Origin of the sequence: Candidatus Enterococcus leclercqii, from assembly GCF_009933135.1 — a bacterium.
Lineage (GTDB): Bacteria > Bacillota > Bacilli > Lactobacillales > Enterococcaceae > Enterococcus_C > Enterococcus_C leclercqii.
This window is the reverse complement of sequence record NZ_MAEH01000010.1, coordinates 44,253-63,702: the sequence shown is the minus strand read 5'-3', so window position 1 is coordinate 63,702 and position 19,450 is coordinate 44,253. Positions and strand designations below refer to the sequence as shown.

Annotated in this window: 18 protein-coding genes and 2 pseudogenes; 3 read left to right on the top strand and 17 right to left on the bottom strand. The window is 37.7% G+C overall.

The annotated features are described in order from the left end of the window. Positions 1-85 precede the first annotated feature (85 nt). The 6 genes from BAU14_RS04295 to BAU14_RS04270 all read right to left on the bottom strand — a co-directional run bounded on the left by BAU14_RS04295 (position 86) and on the right by BAU14_RS04270 (position 8,641). Entirely contained in the window at positions 86-1,204 is a 1,119-nt protein-coding gene (locus BAU14_RS04295) for an exonuclease SbcCD subunit D (protein WP_161898851.1), read from the bottom strand. Positions 1,205-1,541: 337 nt separating this feature from the next. Further along, complete coding sequence (locus tag BAU14_RS04290; protein ID WP_161898850.1) at positions 1,542-3,089, bottom strand: ATP-binding cassette domain-containing protein; 1,548 nt, start codon at positions 3,087-3,089, stop codon at positions 1,542-1,544. A gap of 324 nt (positions 3,090-3,413) precedes the next feature. Then, positions 3,414-3,614: a hypothetical protein gene (locus BAU14_RS04285; RefSeq protein WP_161898849.1), complete on the bottom strand. Its 201-nt coding sequence runs from the start codon at positions 3,612-3,614 to the stop codon at positions 3,414-3,416. Positions 3,615-3,944: 330 nt separating this feature from the next. Beyond that, positions 3,945-5,687, bottom strand: coding sequence for an ATP-binding cassette domain-containing protein (locus BAU14_RS04280; protein WP_161898848.1), 1,743 nt, complete (start codon positions 5,685-5,687; stop codon positions 3,945-3,947). Next, on the bottom strand, positions 5,671-7,452 hold the full coding sequence (locus tag BAU14_RS04275) for an ABC transporter ATP-binding protein (RefSeq protein WP_161898847.1): 1,782 nt from the start codon (positions 7,450-7,452) through the stop codon (positions 5,671-5,673). The genes BAU14_RS04280 and BAU14_RS04275 overlap by 17 nt, the downstream gene beginning before the upstream one ends. Positions 7,453-8,254: 802 nt before the next feature. After that, positions 8,255-8,641, bottom strand: a complete 387-nt coding sequence (locus tag BAU14_RS04270; protein WP_161898846.1) for a hypothetical protein — start codon at positions 8,639-8,641, stop codon at positions 8,255-8,257. A 910-nt stretch (positions 8,642-9,551) separates the two neighbouring features. On the opposite strand from BAU14_RS04270, the gene BAU14_RS04265 reads away from it, so the two are divergent. Then, complete coding sequence (locus tag BAU14_RS04265; RefSeq protein WP_161898845.1) at positions 9,552-11,150, top strand: ATP-binding cassette domain-containing protein; 1,599 nt, start codon at positions 9,552-9,554, stop codon at positions 11,148-11,150. A 293-nt stretch (positions 11,151-11,443) separates the two neighbouring features. Here BAU14_RS04265 and BAU14_RS04260 read toward each other — a convergent pair whose 3' ends face one another. From BAU14_RS04260 to BAU14_RS14525, 6 genes and pseudogenes are all read right to left on the bottom strand, one after another. Further along, positions 11,444-11,818 (bottom strand): hypothetical protein, encoded by a 375-nt coding sequence (locus BAU14_RS04260; RefSeq protein WP_161898844.1) that lies wholly within the window; start codon positions 11,816-11,818, stop codon positions 11,444-11,446. 469 nt (positions 11,819-12,287) lie between these two features. Then, positions 12,288-12,677, bottom strand: coding sequence for a VOC family protein (locus tag BAU14_RS04255; protein ID WP_161898843.1), 390 nt, complete (start codon positions 12,675-12,677; stop codon positions 12,288-12,290). Between the two features lie 72 nt (positions 12,678-12,749). Next, positions 12,750-13,073: a DUF1048 domain-containing protein gene (locus BAU14_RS04250; RefSeq protein ID WP_161898842.1), complete on the bottom strand. Its 324-nt coding sequence runs from the start codon at positions 13,071-13,073 to the stop codon at positions 12,750-12,752. Further along, entirely contained in the window at positions 13,060-13,446 is a 387-nt protein-coding gene (locus tag BAU14_RS04245) for a DUF1048 domain-containing protein (RefSeq protein ID WP_161898841.1), read from the bottom strand. The genes BAU14_RS04250 and BAU14_RS04245 overlap by 14 nt, the downstream gene beginning before the upstream one ends. A gap of 1 nt (position 13,447) precedes the next feature. Next, positions 13,448-13,768 carry a PadR family transcriptional regulator gene (locus BAU14_RS04240; protein WP_161898840.1) on the bottom strand — a complete coding sequence of 107 codons (321 nt, stop codon included), beginning with the start codon at positions 13,766-13,768 and terminating at the stop codon, positions 13,448-13,450. A 137-nt stretch (positions 13,769-13,905) separates the two neighbouring features. Further along, positions 13,906-14,214: pseudogene (locus tag BAU14_RS14525) on the bottom strand (transposase zinc-binding domain-containing protein); the annotation flags it as partial. 164 nt (positions 14,215-14,378) lie between these two features. Here BAU14_RS14525 and BAU14_RS04230 point away from each other — a divergent pair. After that, on the top strand, positions 14,379-14,612 hold the full coding sequence (locus BAU14_RS04230; protein WP_420022078.1) for a helix-turn-helix transcriptional regulator: 234 nt from the start codon (positions 14,379-14,381) through the stop codon (positions 14,610-14,612). Next, complete coding sequence (locus BAU14_RS04225; RefSeq protein WP_161898838.1) at positions 14,605-15,009, top strand: hypothetical protein; 405 nt, start codon at positions 14,605-14,607, stop codon at positions 15,007-15,009. The genes BAU14_RS04230 and BAU14_RS04225 overlap by 8 nt, the downstream gene beginning before the upstream one ends. Before the next feature lie 1,247 nt (positions 15,010-16,256). Here BAU14_RS04225 and BAU14_RS14465 read toward each other — a convergent pair. From BAU14_RS14465 to BAU14_RS04200, 5 genes and pseudogenes are all read right to left on the bottom strand, one after another. Continuing rightward, positions 16,257-16,717 (bottom strand): annotated as a pseudogene (locus BAU14_RS14465) (hypothetical protein). 9 nt (positions 16,718-16,726) lie between these two features. Further along, entirely contained in the window at positions 16,727-16,981 is a 255-nt protein-coding gene (locus BAU14_RS04215) for a hypothetical protein (protein WP_161898837.1), read from the bottom strand. A gap of 116 nt (positions 16,982-17,097) precedes the next feature. Continuing rightward, positions 17,098-17,571: a hypothetical protein gene (locus BAU14_RS04210; protein WP_161898836.1), complete on the bottom strand. Its 474-nt coding sequence runs from the start codon at positions 17,569-17,571 to the stop codon at positions 17,098-17,100. 96 nt (positions 17,572-17,667) lie between these two features. Then, positions 17,668-18,339, bottom strand: coding sequence for a Type 1 glutamine amidotransferase-like domain-containing protein (locus tag BAU14_RS04205; RefSeq protein ID WP_161898835.1), 672 nt, complete (start codon positions 18,337-18,339; stop codon positions 17,668-17,670). 267 nt (positions 18,340-18,606) lie between these two features. Continuing rightward, positions 18,607-19,053: a DUF3139 domain-containing protein gene (locus tag BAU14_RS04200; protein ID WP_161898834.1), complete on the bottom strand. Its 447-nt coding sequence runs from the start codon at positions 19,051-19,053 to the stop codon at positions 18,607-18,609. Positions 19,054-19,450: the final 397 nt, after the last annotated feature.

Genomic DNA, 19,450 nt, shown 5'->3' with positions numbered 1-19,450 from the left:
TATCTGTTTTGGCAATGCTGTTTTGACAATGCTGCAGCTCACAGCACTTTCCTTGGAACCCCGGTCCTTTTTCGATCTTTTTCGGTCATTCTTTTGTGATCTCTTGCAAAGCTTCTCGTAGCCATTCCTGCTGCTGATTCGAAAGTGTCTCGCCAGTCATTTCAGCAAAAAAGTCCTGAACTAACGCTTCGGGATTACGCTCTTGAGGCAGCTCAGCCGCTTTCTGTTGCACTTTTGTTACACCACTGACTCGCTCAACTCCCAATATGCGCGGATAAATTCCCCGCAAAGTGTTCATCAAGTTAGGAATCACCGCTCGATCTGTAAGCTTGATCTGCAAGAAATCTTCTCGCCCCACGGCTTGATAAAAGTCAGGATTTAGCAACTGGTCATACTCAGCAGTCAAAATTCGAACATCATGAACTGGCACCAGCGGCAAAAATTGTCGCTTTTGGGCAGCCGTAGTATCCACGATGAACACACCTTTTTCCTGCGTCGCTTCCGACAGCGAGAATTTCAACGGCGAGCCGCTGTATTGCACTCGGGGATGTTTCACGGCATCCTTGCCATGAAGATGCCCCAATGCCACATAGTCAAAATCATCGAAAAGATCCGCCGGCACATTGTCCAGCCCGCCCACTTCAATTTTGGTTTCTGAATCTGTCCGCGTGGCACCCGCTACGAAAAAGTGAGTCACCAATACCTGTCTCATAGCCGGATCAAACGCTTTTTTCATCTCCGCCACAACTAGCTGCATGGCTTCTGCAATTGTGCGAATCGTGTCGTCTTCAAAATAGATTCGTGCTGCGATTGGTTCAAAATACGGCAATAGAAAGAACTGCGTATCGCCAATTGCCACCGGAACAAATGACTGCTCTAATCGAGTGTGCAGATGAAACCGGGTATGCGAAAACCACGGACTCCCGGTTTCTAAACGAATCGAACTGTCATGATTTCCGGAAATCGCCAACAACGGCAGCCCTTTTTCCAGATTCAACTGCGCCACTTGTCGGTTAAACAAGGCCACCGCTTCTACCGGTGGCACCCCGCGATCATAGAGATCCCCTGCAATCACTACTGCATCGACAGCTTCAGCCACGGCAATCTCGATTATCTGGTTGATGACTGCCTCTTGTTCTGCCAACAGATCATAGCCATTGAATTTTTTGCCGATATGCCAATCAGCCGTATGTAAAAAACGCACGTCGCCACAGCCCTTCTTAAAAATCTCCTTCCAGTCATTATACCACTTTCCGGAAGATAGCTGAAACAGATGTTGCCAGTTGCCATTGCTGCATCTGCAGTGAAACGCTTGACGCTTCCCCCCATTATCAAAAAAAGAACCAATCCCTCAGTTATCGGGGTTGATTCTTTTTAAATAGAGCAGTCGCTTCAAGCTATAGTTTAACAAGTCAAACCTGGCAGTTTTAATTCCTTGGATTTACCAATTAACAATAACTGCCTTCACTGCACGATTTTCTTCGTACAGTTTATGAATTTCAGCCAGTTTAAAAAAATCCACGCTCCTTTATCTGAAGGAATCAGCGTACCACGATAATTTCTTCGTCAAATAATTCTACATAGTTCTCCATATTGTGGGCGACGATTACCAACATTCGGTCGATTTGATTCATCCTTTTTACAAAGTGTTCGATGGTCAATGTGTTCATCGCGGCAAACGGTTCATCCATCAATAAAATATCCTTGTTGCTGCACAATCCTCGAAGTAGCGCAATGACTTGCTTCTCACCACCACTCAGCTTATGAAGATCCTCATTTTCTTTGATATGCTGAATAATTGCTTTTGGAAAAAGTGATTCATACCGTTCCAATCGACTAGAATCATAGGTTTGATAAATCGTGACATTGTCTTCGTAAGATCCATTAAAAATCACCACTTTTTGCGGTAAATAACAGACACTTTCCGAAACATCCAGATTGCCTTCACCATCATGGTGGATTGCTCCATGATTGGGTTTCTCAAAGTTCATTAGTAATCGCAGCAAAACACTCTTCCCTGTGCCATTTTCACCTGTTATCAAATATTTTTTAGGAAAAGATAACGATAGGCTTGGAAGATGAATACTCGCGTGTTTGTACTGCTTATGCAAGACAGAAGTTTCGATGGTACGGAATTTTTTTATTGTCCTATTTTCTTGACGCTTGGATTCATTGATAATTCCAAGTAGTTTCTTTTGAACCTTTCTTACCGAGTTTACCTTACCTAAACAAACATTAAGCTCATAAATAGGCTCGATAAATCGCGTGCTATAGGTAAAAGAAATCGTCGCCATTCCGACAGTAATTTGATTGTGAAAGAGCAATAGGGCAACCACAATAAAAGTGATGACCGCCACAAATTCAACTGCACCACCATTGATGACCATCGCTAAGCTGTTCGTCTTTCGGAAAGACATATTTGAATTCAGAACATCGTCCAGCTCATCTTCATGGAGAGAAGTAATCGTTTTTCGACTAGAACTATCCAAAATATCGTGGGCATCGAAGAAGTTTTTAATCACATTTGTATAGTTCCCCAAACGTGCATAATAAACCTCATTTTTTTGTGCTAATTTTTTTGCTGTAATTCTAGGTACAAAGACGACCAGAATCGAAAAGATCAAAATAACCAATGCCACCCAAACATTCACAAATAAAACTAACGAAATTCCAAAGACCAGGATTAATAAAATCGATCTATAAATTGCTAGTAACGGACTTAAATAGTTCTGACACATCTCTGTAATGTCGTTGGCCTGCATGGAAATGTACCCTGCATTGCTGTACTCATGAAAGCTTTCATAATCCCTTCCAATCGTGGAATTAAAAAAATCCTTTTTTATTTCCTTTTCAAATTTTATGCGCCGATAGTCTGAAACACGATTTGAGAAATAGGCATTTATAAGATAGAGGACAAAAATACCGGAATAAAGAGCAGTTAGGCAGATGATGTACGAAAGTCCTTTGTGGTAATTGTCTACAATCCAGCCAGGAAACAGTAGAAAAAGTGAGGTAAGAAATGCTTCAATTAAATTTAATACAATTCCGAGAATGATATAGCCACGAATTGCCCATAAATACTTTTTCATAAAAAACTCCTGTCTAAACGAGCTGTTTCTACTCTTGATATCTTCACTCCACCCTCAATAAGCAATTCCTAAGCCCAAATTTGGGGTTTGAAAAAGTCGTGCCGCTTGAAAAGAGAATCAGCACAAGATTCTCTTTCAAACTAAATGGAACACTCTTTTTCACCTATTGGCGTGTACCTTTTTCTACTTTAGCAGTTTCGTATTCCTTTTTGATTACTTGTAGCGCGCTTATTAGAACGACAGTCCAAAATTAAGAGCAGAGGTAGAAAATAATGATTAGACCCAAGCTTCTCCCTTATTGTTCTAAGAGGTGAGCCGGAGCAGCTAATCTGACTGTCTAAAATATTTAACTATAGTTATTCCTATAGCTATTACAAATAAAACAGTCCATAATGTTTCATTCAGTTCAGCGATATTTTGCCCCAGAAGAAATTGTATGGACACCATTGCTCCTATAAGAAAAAACCATCTGTTGGCCACATTTTTGAAAAAGCTGATTCCGGAAAAATGATTTTTGCAATCCATGAAATCCCTCCACTCTTAGAACATCGCTACAATAGAATTCTCCACTACAGTTTTCGACCTTTCGTATATCAATCTAATTATAACATTCGAAATTGTAAGCGAGACCAAATCACAAAACCATCTTTCCTTAATTATTTGTATTATCTTGACAAGACGCTATTTGCGCTCAATTTTCGCCTTCCTTTTGGCCTGTTTTGTTGTTGTCATTTATCAAGTGGTTCAATAAAAATCAAGAGCCCTTTTTTAGCATTGCAGTTAACCTCCCTCAGTAAGGGGAAAGCACGACGAAGAAACGCTCTGTTATTGGAGTCTTTCTAATTAGTGACGAAATCACAATTCTTTAAAAAGTGAAATTTGTGTCTCCCACAGGTCCTTGTACTTGCCATTTAAAGTCAGTAACTCGTGATGAGTTCCTTGTTGAATAATTTCACCTTTGTCTAATACGTAGATTCTGTCCGCATGTCTTGCAGCAGCTAATTTATGAGTTACGAGCAAAGTTGTTTTTTGTTTCCCAGCAGCCTCAAAGACCGAAAAAAGTCGCTTTTCCTCTAGAGGATCAATCGCTGATGTGGGTTCATCCCAAAACAGAAAATTAGCTGGTTTGTAGAAACTTCTTCCCAGAGCAACCCGCTGCCAAGTACCGCCGGATAACTCGCACCCGCCGAAATCTTTACTCAAATTGGTAGTCCCAGTGATCCCCTGAGGTTCTAATTTTTGCTGCAAACGTAAAGGAGCAATCGCTTGGTGAAAGAACGCAGGATTGACTGTTGTGACATCTTCGCCAATAGCAATATTTTCCTGAAAGGATAGTTTATAGCGACTATAGTTTTGGGTAAGCCCGGAAATCTTACCAAACCGGCGGGAATTTCCCTTGCCCTCTTGATAGCGAATATGACCGGTTGTCGGAGTATACAGACCCAAAATCAGTTTCAAAAGAGTAGATTTCCCAGAGCCATTTTCCCCTACGAAGGCGATTTTTTCGCCAGCTGTCACCGTCAAATTGACCTCGTGAAGGACGTTCTCAGAAGTACCCGGGTAATGAAAGCTAATGTTTTCTAAATGAATTTGATGAGCTTTTTCAAGACGAGCAGGCACCACCGAATAAGAGGTAGCTTCGGTAAAATCATGGAAAGATTGGAGATACACGTACTTTTCGCGGATTGCTTCAAAATAGGTGGCCCAGCCAGCCTTGGTATTTTCCACGAGCATTTCGGAGATGGAAAGCAGCGCGATAAATTCACCAATCGTAATTTGTTGTGTCACCAGCGCGGCAGAAAAGATAGCAAGAACTAGGAGATATCCCAAAACGCTGAGAATCATATTTTTTTGTTTTTGTTTTAGGTGAAAAGTTCTTATTTCTTCGTCAACTTGAGATAACTGATTGTTGCTATTGGCATAAAAATTGAAAAAACGGTCTTTTGATTGTGTTGCAATGATTTCCAGTAAAGCCCGGTCTTTAAAGAGCAGAGATTGATAGTAGGACTTTTTCAACTCGGCCGTTTTCTTTGTCTCATAAGCATTGGTAAGAGTATCTGTACTTCGATTACGCCGCATGGTTACGATTGTCAAAGTAATTAATAGAAGCACAGTTGCAATCAACGGGAAATAATAATTAGCAATTAATACACTGATAAATATCAGAAACGGAATCGTATCAAAGCAAATCTTTAGAACCCCAATGAAAGTGACGGGAAGTTCCCTTACAGCAGTATGATATGTAGTGTATGCCTCTAGAAAATCGGGATCATGTGCAGCTTCCAGTGACAATGCCGGAATTTTTTTCGCAACATGACGATTCAGCTGATGGGTCAATCGTCGAGTAGCTCCATTCAGAGAATAACTGGTCATTGCATGGAGCAAGTGAGAAAAAATCACAAAGCCGCCCCATCCAATAATGCTCGCAATACGCTCATTCAGACTTTCTGCGGCAAATAAAACATCAATCATGTTTGACAATGATGCTACTTTTAGAACAGACCAAAGACTCGTAGCCAATAAAAGGAGAGCCAGCCAGATTGTACGCATCTTGTCAAAAGAAAAACAAAGGGTAAATAACTTAACAAATTTCTTCATCTTCATACCAACTTTTTTGATTGTGATAGTAGTGACTAAACAGACCACCGTTATTTACCAAAGTTCGAAATTCTCCAGACTCTTCGATGGATCCCTTGTGAATAACAAAAATTTCATCTGCTAAAAAAACGGATCCCATTCGATGAGAGATAAAGATAGCCAGGTCATTTTTGCATAACCCTTCGACTTCCTGATAAAATTGTTTTTCTGCGCGACAATCCAGTGAAGCACAAGGTTCATCAAAAATGAACAATTTTTTTATCTGATGCTTGCATCTTAAAAAGAGGAGCTTTTGCCACTGACCGCCAGACAATTCAATGCCTTGTTGGTGGATATTTCCCAACATCAAGGAATCAGCCAAATATTCGGGGCCAAGCAATTCCTTTAACTCCTGATTCCATTCAATTTTATTCGCCTCACAACTACCATCATTGAGATTGAGGAAATCAAAAACTGGAATTGCGAAATGATTAAAGTCCTGTAGCATAAGATTGCAGCTACTCCTTAAGGCGGTCTTATTCAGAGTCCGGAGTTCAAGTTCACCAAAGTAGATGTTGCCCTCATAATTGCCATACAAGCCTAGCAAAAGTTTGATAATAGTAGATTTCCCTGAACCATTTTCTCCAAAAAAAGCATACTTTGAGCCTTTATTTAACTCAAAGGAGACATCTTTCAGCGTATACGCTGTGGCCCCCGGATACTTGAAAGAAACATGTTCAAAACGGATTTGTTCGAATATTTCAGGCGGCATCTGCATTTTCTCCAAGTCCGATAACTGACTGGCCTGCGTATTAAAAGCCCCTACAGCAGCCATATATTCCCAGTTCTCGCTGTAGTCTTCCACAATTGGAAGTAGTTCATTTGAAACAGCGTTCATCACCATCATGAGGGCATTAAGCAATGCAATAAAGAATCCGATAGAAAGTTGCCCGTAATAGACTGGGACGATCAGAATCAGTGCTGTAAAGATACTCACAAGACTTGAAAAAACAGTCACAGCATTGATCTTCATAAAGAATGGAAAGGCAAGCTTCTTCTCCCTTCGATACATCTGTTCCCAATCTTCATCGTAAAACTTATCCAATGCATCACTATTATCAAATACCAGACGCTCCTCAGCAAACTCAAAACTGTTAAATAAGGAAAATTTGTACTCATTTTTCCTTCTCAATGGAATCAACTCTGAAAATACAGCATAATTGTTTTTACCGTTCTCAATAGTTATCTTAATTAGCGGCAGCGTAATTGCAAGAATACCCAGGCCAATCCAGATATTTTTGCTGGCAACGATTGCGAGCACTAATAAGAACGAACAAATTACCGACAAAAGCTCAAATGTATTCCGCACAGCTGTAGCAATGCGTCCTGAAAAATCATTAAAGATCATCTCAACCTGATCTTTGTAATTTTCAGACTCCATCACTTCATAAGGAGTCGCCAAATGCCGCTTTACCAATTCCGGCTCAAGTGTCCTTTCACAGAAGAGCTCAAACCGCACATTTGCTATATCTAATCTATGAGCTACCAGACTTTGTAGAAAATAGAGCGTTCCCAGCAGCAGAATTAGCGGTAACAAACGTTCTACCACTAGAGTGTCAGGTTGCAACTGTTCCAGAAACTGATTAATCATCTTTCCAAGCACAATCATATACATTGTCGGGAAAATCCCACGAAAAAAATAGATAGTCCCTAGTTTAAAAATTACAGCTCTATGTCGAGTGAAAAGAGTAGCGAACTGCTTCAAGTGGCGCATGCTTTGTTTCATACGAGTCCCCGCTTTTTAAATTGTCTAGAAAACCACCGTTTCTCAGTTACCAACACCTTCATTTTCAAAACAAGCGATATCCATAAAATAATTTAGTCTTTCCTATTAATGGTTATAGTAATATAATATCAAAACATTTACAGCGCTTACAACAGCTTTAAAATTAGATACTACGAGTTATATTCACCTATTTCAAGCATCCCTTTACACACTAATAAAAAACACAACTGACTTCTAACGATAGCAATACATTTAAAAATCAAGACAAATTTAGTGATAGAACAGGCATGGTGTTAAAATTAGACGCACACAACATACTATTCCTTTATTGGGCTATCTTTCTAAACTACAACTCGATCAGCAAAAACTCACCAACATAAGATAGTCAATGTATCAAAAAAGTATCCCCTTCCTATAAGGAAAGCGATACTTTTTCGGAATTATCGGCCACACGCTCGATTCCTACATTACTCGAGTATTCCTCAATTAAATTTTTACGACGAACTGTTTGAGATTACTCGTGAAGTGCTTTGGAGAAATTTTTAGTGGGCGCCTTTTTGAACCTAGTCAAACGCCGGAACCGAGTTCAGATCGCAGCGAAAAGCGAGTACAATTTTGTGTAAACTCCTTGTGTCTGAAGGTGGATAATTTGATTGAGCAACCTTTTAGACGCTTAAGTTTGCGCCAGTTGAGTTCACAACTTCCTGAAAAAGCCGCTCAAAAAAATCGCAAGCTAAAACATTCAAATTCTTAAAGACTCATTTAAGCTCCACAATACTTAGTGTACCAAGCAGCAAAAAGCTTAGTTAAAGCCATAATTGGAAACACCCCACCTGTTTTCAGCTGTGTTATAAGTGAGATACCAGTACCAGTTATCGAACCTGTCTTTCGCATTCTGTTCATGATTAGAGTCTCTATTTGGAAACTCCATCTCAGCTCTAAATACCATGCAGGATTTCTCATCAGAGCATTCATTTATCTTTTCGATATATTCATCTTTATAGTGTAGTTTAGTTATCCGCCCAGATTCGAATTCTTCGGAAAACTTCTGCTCAATTACCCTCACACCTTGTTGTATCTCCGATTTAGAATACACCCTTGAATCTTCTAATTCTACAGCTGTACTTTCAAGTTTTTGACTGCTGCAACCTGCTAAGATACATAAGAAAAAAAGCATCACCTTTTTCATTTTCCACCTCATAGATTATATTTTTATCAGTATGTGATTTTCAATATAAAGACATTAAAAATGCATTATTTTTTATCCTATCTCTGCTCGTCTATTGATTGATATATATCTAAAATGATACCTTTTGGTTCTCACTAAAATCCAGTTCACAATTTGCACAGTGATACTGTCCCGTTAATAGTTTCGTACCCTTTGTATTGCAATATCTACAAATCATCACTAATCTCGCGGTGTTATAAATAGTATATCACGCAAAAAATAATGCCGACCTTCTTTTTCTATCAGAACTTAGCAATTACTCCCACCAAACTACGGGCTCTTTTTTTCCAAGAAATCCTAGAGCCTCTCTTTATTTTTAACAAAATATCCGTATAATCTCGTTTTCAACAACAACTCTATAAACCATACAATTATTGGTATATCAAAAACCAATTATTTCAATATATAATTATTGAACACTTTCCATATAGCCTTTCATCTCATACTATAGATATCTATCAACTAAAGTTGCCGTTCTCTACAAGCTAACAATAGATTCACTTTCAGCTAATCCAACTATTGTTATAAAGAAATACTAAGAGTCAAAAATCTCAATCTATCACTATTCAAGTAAATAAAACTCATCTATACTGTTCATAGATGAGTTATTCAGCACAATAAAATAGATCTCCGCACGGGTATGGATAACTAAACTGTTCAATTCAGCTATAACTCGAATTCATCAATATATACCGGTCTATTAGTCGAACTAATGGCTAACCTGAATCGTATGATTAAAACGTATAAATCTTTGTTAAACGTTTCATCACTAAAATTTTGGAAAAATTATGAAACCTTCTGCTTTGATAAAAAACTAAGAACGGTATAAAAGATCGAGGTCTTCCTCGATCTTTTTTGAAAGGAAAGATAGATGAAGAAGCTTATCAACAAACTGAAATGGACCATTATGGCAGGCTTTATTTTTTACGGTATTTTTTCTCTGACGTCTTCTCTTTTTCCAATGATGACAAAACTTCTTATGGATAAATATAACCTTGGAGCGCCTTATCTTGGAAAACTGTTTATTTGGTTTCTAATATTGGTTGTTTTAAACAACTGTTTTGAATACTTAAATCGTTTGTGGGAATGGAAATTATCAAGAGATTTCAACTTGGAAATCAGGCAGCAATTATTCTCGAAATTTATCTCACAAAAGCCAAAGAAATTTGAACAAGCACAACCTGTAGATTATTTGAGCATCATAAATAACAATGTAGATGCTGTATACGAAGATTACCTCAGTGCTTGGATTGATCTCCTGAAAAGTATTGCAAACTTGCTCATTTACTGTGGTAGTATGCTATTTGTTTTAGACTTAAGACTGATGGGGATTATTATAATCTTTTCAGTTGGAACCTCACTTTTGCCAATTTTTACACAGAAAAAATTGGCAAAACTACGAAAGGAACAATTAGGCCAACTAAAACTATACAACCGTCTATTATTGGATTTACTCTCTGGCTATAAATATGTACAACAGAAAACAATTAAGATCTTTCGAAAACGGCATCAAGACTCTTTGACACAATCCGAAGAAAAAAACTTTCGCTTCGGTCAATTCCGAGTTCTTAGTGACATGACCAATAGTATCGGAACTAATTTGATGAACTTGGCAGTTTTCTCCTTAGCTGGCTACTTACTATTACATGATGAAATAAGCTTAGGTGCCGTCAGTGCAGCATTTCTCTACACGGGTCAATTGATTGGATCCATGCAAGGAGTCTTGAGTTGTATAAATGTCTTGAATTCTTCAAAAGATATTGTTGCGGAAATTGAAGAGCAGCTAGAACTCCCGGAATTAGAGGAATCTGATTATCCACCAAGACAGGTAGCAGTTTTTGAAATTAACAATCTTAGTTTTCAAAGAAACGAGTACAAGATGTTTATTGATGCAGTAACTTTTGAAAAGTTTCATCCTACAGCTATCATTGGACAGAGCGGTGCTGGAAAATCAACACTGGTTAAGTTACTAAACGGTGAACTGACCCCGTCTACTGGTTCATTTTACTTTGATGATGTTCCAATAAATACAAGTGATCGAACTGCATCTATCTTCACACTACAACAAAGAGAACATTTATTTGAAGCTTCCTTTACTGAAAATGTAACTTTATTTGGAAGTTATCCTCTGAATCCACAAGTGAATCAGTTACTTAACGAACTACCCGAATCTATTCAAAATCGAGTAATAAATTATCATGACATTTCTGAATTAAGTGGCGGTGAGCGTCAGATTATTTGTATTCTTCGAATGCTGAATTTTGATTTTCCAATTACATTTTTAGATGAGCCTTTTACTGGAGTTGACCAAAAATCTAAGCAAATTATTTTGGACTTTCTGGTAAAATATCAGCAAGGAATATACATTGAAGTAACTCATGATACTCAATCAGTGACGTTGAAGAAATATGACCAAGTCTATCAGGTTTTCGATGGAGCACTTCACCTATATAGCCAGTTTGACAAATGAAGTGCCTCTCCGCTTGATTAATATCTAGGAATAACAAAAATGGCAAACTCTCATAAAAGGGGAATACCTATGACTTTTGATTGTGTGCTTTTCCTTAGAAAGGAATAGCTTCGACTGTTTTTGAAGCGTTATGTTTGCGTTAGCTTTTGCAACATTGATTTTGAAAATCAGTAATGACAAGAAAAAAATAAGCCTGTCGTAACCTTTAGCGAGATTCGACGGGCTTATTTTCCGTATTATTCAACTATTTCACTTCTGCATTACCAGCATCAAAAGAGTCTAGTAATTTCAGCTTAATCCTGTATTTTTCCATACTGCTTTACTAGACTTTCAATAATATGCTTTCGCTTTTTTACGTTACCACTATAAAAAACCATCGTCTTGTTACCGGTTAGATAATAAAAATCATAACGGCTTTGACCTGTGGCATGTGCCACAGCTTCAGGCGTTAAATGGAAGTCTTGTGCATACTGATTCAATACTTTACTAAATTTGAAATTACAATAAAAAACCCAAGTCCAAAGGGCGAGGATTATGATAAAGATCAGTACTGACAAGCATTTTATCCAAAGCGCGCGATGAGAAAACAAAACCATTAACATCTGACTACCAGAGATCAAGGCCATAATAAGCGCAAATAGAAATGACTTACGCAATTCTTTGTTCATTTTTTCCTCACCTCGTTCTATGGAATAGGATATTATTTTCGTATGACCTTCCAAGTCACCCTAAATGCTCTTTCCCCAGTTGCAAACGTCATTCAACATATGCAGCTTCTGGCATTGAAAATCCACTCTTGTAGTTCAATTTTCCTTCTATCGTAATTGCGGAAAAAAAAATCACTTACTTTCATTCCCTTGTTTTTTATTCGAGTAATATTGATAATAAAATAATATGCCTAGCATAAACGAAATAATAGCAAGGATTATCATTAGGGGATTCGATGAATTATAATATAAATCACTGTATATTTGATTGACTACCAATAGGATAAATGAAAATATGAACCACAATGTTCCAGAGATTAGCATAAAAATCCCCCTTTTCGTGAAGGCGATTGCAATAACAACCTTATTATAACATAATCAATTGCTGCATACATGCTCCACTTTAACTCTTCGCTATCAGTAAGTTTAATTAACAAGCTTGCGTAACAACTTCTAATTTTAGACGATCTGGATCTTCAAAAAAGAAAGTATAGCGATCTTTTCCACCGGCGAAAGGAAACTTATCAACGTACAGTTCTTTGGCACCAAAATCCTTCATTCTTACTCGAATCTGATCTACCTGTTCTGTGCTATCAACCGAAAATGCCAGATGATTTAATCCTATGTTTTTTCTATGAAATCCTTTTTCTCGATAGTTCTCTTCAGCTTGGACAAAGACAATATAAAATGTTTTATACCGGTAACTGAATCCATGCTCCCATTCCTGATAAAGCTGGTAATTCATAAGGGAAAGCAAAGTAGAATAGAACTTTCTTGTTTCTTCTAAGTCATTTACATATAGTTCAATATGATCCATCATATTTCGTTCACCTCTTTATCACGAGAATTAAATCCGCAGCGATTCACCCATTCAAGGTACAAAGTTATACTGCTATTGTACCTTTTCATGCCAATCATCCGCCCAAGACTGGGTGGCCAAAGACTTGCGGTAATTCTCTGCGAACTCCCCCACATCCTGCCCCACATAAGCCAGAACCGGAATCTGATTTTGCGCTCCTTCTTCTAGGAATTCAATTAACTGATAAATCCCCGCCACCGTATCGATCCCATCACCACTGGAAAAATTGAACAAGTATTTTTCGACTTCTTTGTAGACTATGCGATAGTCTGGCGGTAGTTTTTTTACTCTTTCGGCGTAGGCCCGCCACTTTTTTTTATCCGCGATAATTTTTTTGATTCCTTCAATGGGTTTCATCTTTCTTCCCTCCTAATTTACGTTGAATACGTTGGTTGAGTTTTCGCTGACGCTTCTCAAAGTAGCGCTCTTGCCAGTTGGGTAAATCACTGGCTTGCCCAAATTCCTTAGCAAAGGCCACCACATCTTCTCCCACAAACTCCCGAGCAGGAATCTGTCTGACAGCAACCTCTTCCAATAAATCGATTAAACGAAGCTGAGTATCCATCAAATCCAGCCCATCAAAGCCACCATAAGTTACCGTTAAGTACTCCGAAACCTCTTGGAACGCTTGCTGATAGTCCGCTGGCAAAGCCTCCAGCCGTTTGAGTTCTTGCTTATAATTTTCCTTGATTTGTTTCAAATATTTTAAATCCCAGTATGCTCGTTTCATCTTATTGCTCCTTTAAGCGTGACAGGCGTTCCGTGATGAAGCCCCACTTTTGCCAAAAATGTTCTAACTCTTCTTTTCCCGTTTCATTCAAACTGTAAAATTTTCGCATCGGACCGATTTCGCTTTTTCGCTTCACAGTCGATACCACTGCCTTTTTCTCCAGACGAATCAAAATCGTATAAACCGTTCCTTCCACCACATCGTCAAAACCCAAATCTTGCAAGGTTTTCGTAATCTCATAGCCATAGGTCTCTCCCCGGCTAATGACTTCAAGAATCACACCTTCTAAAATCCCCTTGAGCATCTCGGTTAAATCATTCATGTCTCCACCTCTATCTTGTAATACTTAGTAGCTGATCTACGCTAAAACTGATTACTGTGATTACTCCTTTGAACAGCTACATAATATTACAGAGTAGCCAAGTCGTCAACTACTTTGTATTAAAAAGTAGTTTTCTAAATGGTGAAAACAACGTGACGATGAGTCCCAACCAACAAATCATTTGCCGTAATTTCAGTCCATTACTGATTCTCGCCAGTAGCACAATTCGGGCAAAACTTACCTTTACATTTTAGCGGGAGCAGTTTCACATCATGACAAGCTTCGCAAACCAATAGTCGGTAGCCATTTCTAATATCTCCACAGAATTGAAATTTACGAACTTCCTTTTGCACAACGGATCGTATTCAACGTCTATTCTTTTCTAGGAAATTCTCCCAATTGTGGTGATGATCAAAGAAAATAGCATGAAGGATATTCGGTTTCATAACTCAATTTTACCGAAATTTAGATGATTGCCTATCAATAAAAGTATAGGTCATTTACTCTTTACACTTTTCTCGATTGAATCTCTTTTTCTCAAGCTTCCATATTTTCCTCTGATGTCACTAAGAAGATTACCCGAAAAAAGCAAAGATATCTTTACTAATAAATCACTCAAGGAGGTCTTACCATACTAGTAAAAAATAAAATCAGAGAATTCCGAAATTCTGCTGGAATTTCACAAGAAGATCTGGCAATCGCCTTGTCTGTCTCCCGTCAGACAATCTATGCTATTGAGTCTGGAAAGTATAATCCCAGTTTGGAATTATCGCTATTACTGGCTAAGTTTTTTGGTGTGACTATCGAACAGATATTTCAACTGGAGGAAGATGAAAATGAATAAAAGAGATCATTTATCCAAAATCAAACAGCTCATCATTACCATTGCTTCGGTAATTTTTGGTACTACTTTGGGAGGTCTTACTATCGGACGCGGTGGGACGTCACTGTCCGTTTTTCAACCTGGCTGGTGGATTGGGACGATTATTGGGTTGTCACTAGTAGTATGGTTAAAAAAAGATATCACCAAATCTAGATACAAAGATGAACGTTTCCATCAAAAACGCAATACCTTAATTAATATCTGGTGTTGGTGCTCCACAGTTACGGTGACCCTATTACTGGCCTATTTAACCTTTCAGGGAATAGCTACGGTGGAAATTACTCAGGTAGCCCTAAGTCTATGTCTTTTCATTTTCGGCATTGCAGGTATCGAAGTCTACGTTCGCTTTTTCCCTTGATCACTTTGCTACATTTGACAGCATAGATTGCCTACCTTTAAAGAGGCGGCAATCTATGCCTGAGACAGTTAAGAACCCTTAACCATCACTACGATTTTTTTCCATTCTTTGAATCTTTGGAATCCCCATTCACAGATACAATAAACGAAATTAAGATTGAAAGTATTCCAACAATAATAAGCAGTATCGACGGGACAAGAGTGATCCCCAGTATTTTGGAAAATAGATAGAACTGCGCTCCCGTAATTATTGAAATTATTCCTAGCAGTACATATAGAAACATAGTGCTTCCTCCCTTCTCCTTAGTTAGATGGTGTGCAATTATTATTTAATAGGTCTGTTGTTGTCGGAATAGGTCTTAGTTGATAGCGTATCTACTCAAATCCTTGTTAATTTGGGCAGCTATACGGGGGCCTCATATGTTAAGTTGAGAAACGTTATAAGTGAAATTGGCAGATACTTTCCGAGGCCATTGGAAGAGGCTCTGAATCCAGATTCCACCCTAAAGATACAAAAATACTCACAGAAGGCTCACCATTCTTACCTTTTTACACAAAAAAGAAACTGCACTTTTTTTGTATTCTCACTATATGTTACAGCTCAAGTATACTCTTCAAACAAAATGTATTCCCTTACATTTTCGTAATACCGTATACCTTCTGAGAAATAAGTCTGTATAAAAGAGGCGCTTTACACATATCACGCTCTCTTTGAGAACTTATATGTCAGACAATCTAATTCCTATACTTTTCGGTTTTAAGAATTGACAAATTCAACATATGGTATACTTATATTGTCTATTCAGAACATCTGATTGAAAGGGGTACGATTGCAATGGAATGGATATATCTCTTAATAGGTATAGCTTTATTAGGTTCTTTTTGTTGGAGCTGGTCAAAAATGCCAGGTATCTTGAAAGATTGGAGTAACAAAAGAGGCAAACAATAGCTTGACGTAAATACAGGTTTGGTTAGGATGATTTGAAATGAAATTGATTTGCCATTTGGTTTTAGGTAGTTCATTAATATTGTCCTTTGGCTTGTTATCTACCATTGAAGTTTCTGCTCCCGAATTTCCAGCTACGGCAGCCGATCAAATGATTTAACAAGGTCGAACTGTCAATTTGAAATATTCATGATATCAATTGAGTATATCCTTTCGATACAAAAAAGGAGAATATCATAAATATTCTTCCTCCTAATATATTTGAATTATAATTATAAAAACACAATAGTTATTTGGGACAATTATTTTTTTATGTCGTTAATATTATCGGTAATAACCCAGTCATCCATATTTTTTTCTCTGTTATAGTAGAAAGACTCTATCTTCTCTAAATGATCAATCTCATATATTCCAATACACTTTTTTCCATACCATCTACTTTTCTGCTTCTCAGACAAATTAAGTTCTTTGTCAAAGCTTTTAATGAACACTGTAGATTCTTCGGGGGACATCTTGTATTTTTCTACTACCTTGTTTAATACACCGCGATGTGTCACTTCCATATTTCCACCTTTTTCAACAAAATATAGAATATCTCCCTCTTTTGCGCGTCCGCCTAGTGGGCTTTTTTCCCCGCAGCACCGCGTATGATCATGGATTTCTGACCATTAATCATTTTTTCTAATTTTTTCCCCTCGTTATCCAGATAAACTAGATGTTCTGCTTGTCCTTCTCTATTTTTATACCAATCCATATTAGCCATTTCTCTCCTTTAAGAAATCACTACTATTAATTTTATAGTATTTGAAAAACATTTACTACTCTGCTTATATTCGCCTTGAAAATTTTCAATCAAACATTTTTGAGAATTATCCAAGCTTCCAACTTTTTGTGAATTAGTTTTGACTAACCCAAATGATCCGTTCACAAACTCTGCTATAGTAATATTTTCTAAAAATGACAATAGAGCATACTCCAAACAACTCATTTCATCTCGGCAGTTAGTACTAACTTTTTTCAAAAACATCTGCCACTGCTTCAATATTTGCGCTTTCCATCAGTAGTATTTTTATTAATACCCTAAAAGACCATGTAAAATGAACAATTCCATGATAATCTATGTGGATTCTTACTGAGTATCATCTACTCCAAGTTTAGTTCCTTTAGACGCTCTCGATACTCTTTTAAAAATCCCACATGACTTTGATACTCCAAATATCTTGTAGACCGTTCTTGAATCTCTTTGTCATCGACGCCTCCCATAACATTTAGTTCTACAAATAATAATGAACTGGTTACTGAGAAATAGGGAAAGTTTTTCGCCAGAAATATGACGATGTATTCCGGCTGTGTTTCTGCACCTTCACCTTTAGGAGCCATGATATTGATATACCCAAATTCTTCGTAAAAATACTTTTCAGTCGCCTTTGTCCTTTCTAAGGCCAAGATCACAAAAGAAATTTCACTCGCTTTTAAACCCGCTGTATTCATGTATGAATTTGCGGCATTGTCCTTTTCATATTCCTCTTGGTGAGTAAAAAGGTCTTCACCTTGTATTTCATGAACCAAAAAATTGGTATAAAGATACTCTTTTAATGCTTCATTTTGCTCATTCATATTTTACCCCCACTAATTGTTGCGAGACTTGAAAGATTGGCTCGCGAGCTCCAAAAATCATTATGCATAGAATATACATATAGTGATATATTTTTATTAGTGGTATTGTCTCTTGTATTTTTTTACATTGCCAAGAGTTACAATACTCTTTCCTTCAACGATCACTGCACCATCATTTCCTATGGCATAGACAACGTTTTTCTTTTCTTCCAAGCAGCGTTGGATACTTTCCTGCATGATGGTGTCTTCTGTCTCAAAATGGACTTCAACATCAAATTCTGTGATCAAATCTAATCCGTCATGATAACTGTATACTTTGTAGTGTTCATCTTCAGTAATATGGAACTCTTGAATTTGAACCATGGCACCTGCACTAAACCCGATAATCGTTCCCGTGAACTGCTGAATAGTAGTTATGAGTTTTTTTTCTTTTAGGCGGTTGAAAAACTCATCTGGTGCTCCACCGGGTAAAAAGAGAACATCCGCCTCATGAATCTTTGCTTGCAGTTTTCTGGAAGTGTCTTCAAAATAATTGCCCCAACTGATATCTTTTTCTGCAACACCATAACTAGTCAATGCTTCCATCATACCAGCATAATAATAACCATCCGGCCGGCTGTAAGCGCGGTCCCACTCTTCTGAAGAATGAATGTATTCTGCCGCAAAGGAAAAAGCCAAGATAAACACTTTTTTGCCAGCAAGATACGTTTCTAGTCCTTGACTCCACTCTTCTTTTTTAGAAAATAGACTCATTAAAATATTGGTCATTCTACCGCTTCCTTATCTATTCATTTTATGCCAGTTCATTGGTTAGAACTGATTCGTTCACTATCAATTTTTTACTGCCATTGGTAAATCAATATTACTTCTCTGCAATTTTTCAAAACAATTGGCTTTTGAAACACCACCTAAAGTATCCACTTATGATTCATTTCGTTTTCCCGCTTTGTTTATAGGTGCGCTTCCCACTACAATACATGTCACAAGCGATTTGGAGATGCCGCTTTAATAGCAATTGACCCTTTTTGCAGCTCTTCATTTACCTAGAAGTGGGTAGGCAAACTGTGCGTTTATTTTCTGCGAATCGGTCGTTCCGTCTCCTGAAATTACGTACTGAACTGTTACCCGATTGTTTTTCAAATCTAATACGCAGTAATACGCCAACTCGCAATTTTCAGTGGTTAGGCTCTCTTTATTTTGCAGTTTTTCTCCTGACAGAAATGCGCCTGCTTTTATAACTTCTTGACGGCACTTTTCGGTATCTTTTTTGGTGGTAATTCTTTTGGAATATTGCTTATATACCCCCAGCTTCTCATCATAGCGAATTTCACTTATTGTTATGATTTGCTCTTCGGGGAGCCCCTGCTCAACTAAGTAGTGATTGATTTTCTCATCTGCCTGATTCTTTTGATAGATTGAATACCCCAAATATCCTAAGGTTAAAACAACAATTAAACCAACAGAGATGCCAAACTTTTTCATATCTTTTCCTCCTATTTCTTGTTTAATAGGCAACCACTTTTTGGCTATAGAGGATTCTCTATGTAGATTTGGCAATGCAGCTGGACTGAAACTACTGAATTTTACTGTCTCTAGCATCGAAATTTGTCATCCAGCTATTGGCAGGCTGAAGGATTTTTCGACATACTCAAGCGGACATTTTTTAAATTTCTTACACTAGACTTTTCTCGAATTCCAACTTTACATTAACAGTTTAGCATATCGTTTTCTGACTTTTGCCCCACTTAATCACAAATATCAAGCGCGTTCTTTTATTTGACCCTTGTCAGTCTGTATTTAACGCTGCTTTATCGCGGTATTACAATTTTGAAAGCCTTCAAATCAGGTTTAGACAATTCTCCTATAGGCACTAAAAAAG